The organism is Alcanivorax sp. HI0083 (genome assembly GCF_001635175.1).
Map to the genome: position 1 here is coordinate 1 of NZ_LWFX01000190.1, position 692 is coordinate 692.

At 60.6% G+C, this 692-nt stretch carries 1 pseudogene; it reads right to left on the reverse strand.

Going from position 1 to position 692, the window contains the following annotated elements:
- Nucleotides 1–692: pseudogene (locus tag A3754_RS26990) on the reverse strand (hypothetical protein); the annotation flags it as partial.

Genomic DNA, 692 nt, shown 5'->3' on the forward strand with positions numbered 1-692 from the left:
ACGCGCCAGCTCCACCAGCTGTGCCTTATCCACTGAGGGCGCCTCTGCGGTGACCATGGCATCCCAGGCACTGCGCGCCAGTACACTGTCACGCTCATCGTCATCCTCGGGCAGCGGCGCGCTGACCAGTGTTTCCACATCGCGGTCATAGTCAGATTCGTAACGGCGGATCAGCTTGCGGCGCCATTTCTTTTCCAACACGGCCGCATCAATACCCGGCCAGTCATCACCGGCCACATCGTCCCCAATCGCCTGATCGGCAAGCGCGGTGCGATCTTCTGCACTGACGGTACCCACCAGCCCGATGTGCAGGTGCGGCTTTTCAGTGAGCACCTTGGCCAGGGCCTGCAAGGAACTGGAGGTTTGCGGCCCCACCTCGGCGGTGCCGGGGTCGAACACAATAGTCTCCAGGTTCTCGCCACCGGCCAGCCCGGCCAGCACGGAGAACGGCGCCGTGGCCGCCTTGACCACAATGTTGGTCAGCACTTTCAGAATCATGCCGCTGACACTGAAGCTGGGATCATCCAGGTCACCGGACATTTTCACCGGCAAGGTAATNTCACCGGAACGACTACGCAGCACCGACAGGCCCAGTTTTACCGGCGCCCTCACCGCTTCATCACTGGGCACTTTTTCGCCCAGATAGAACTGGTCCGCAAGAATGTCGGAGACACTGTTCAGATGGTTCTTCT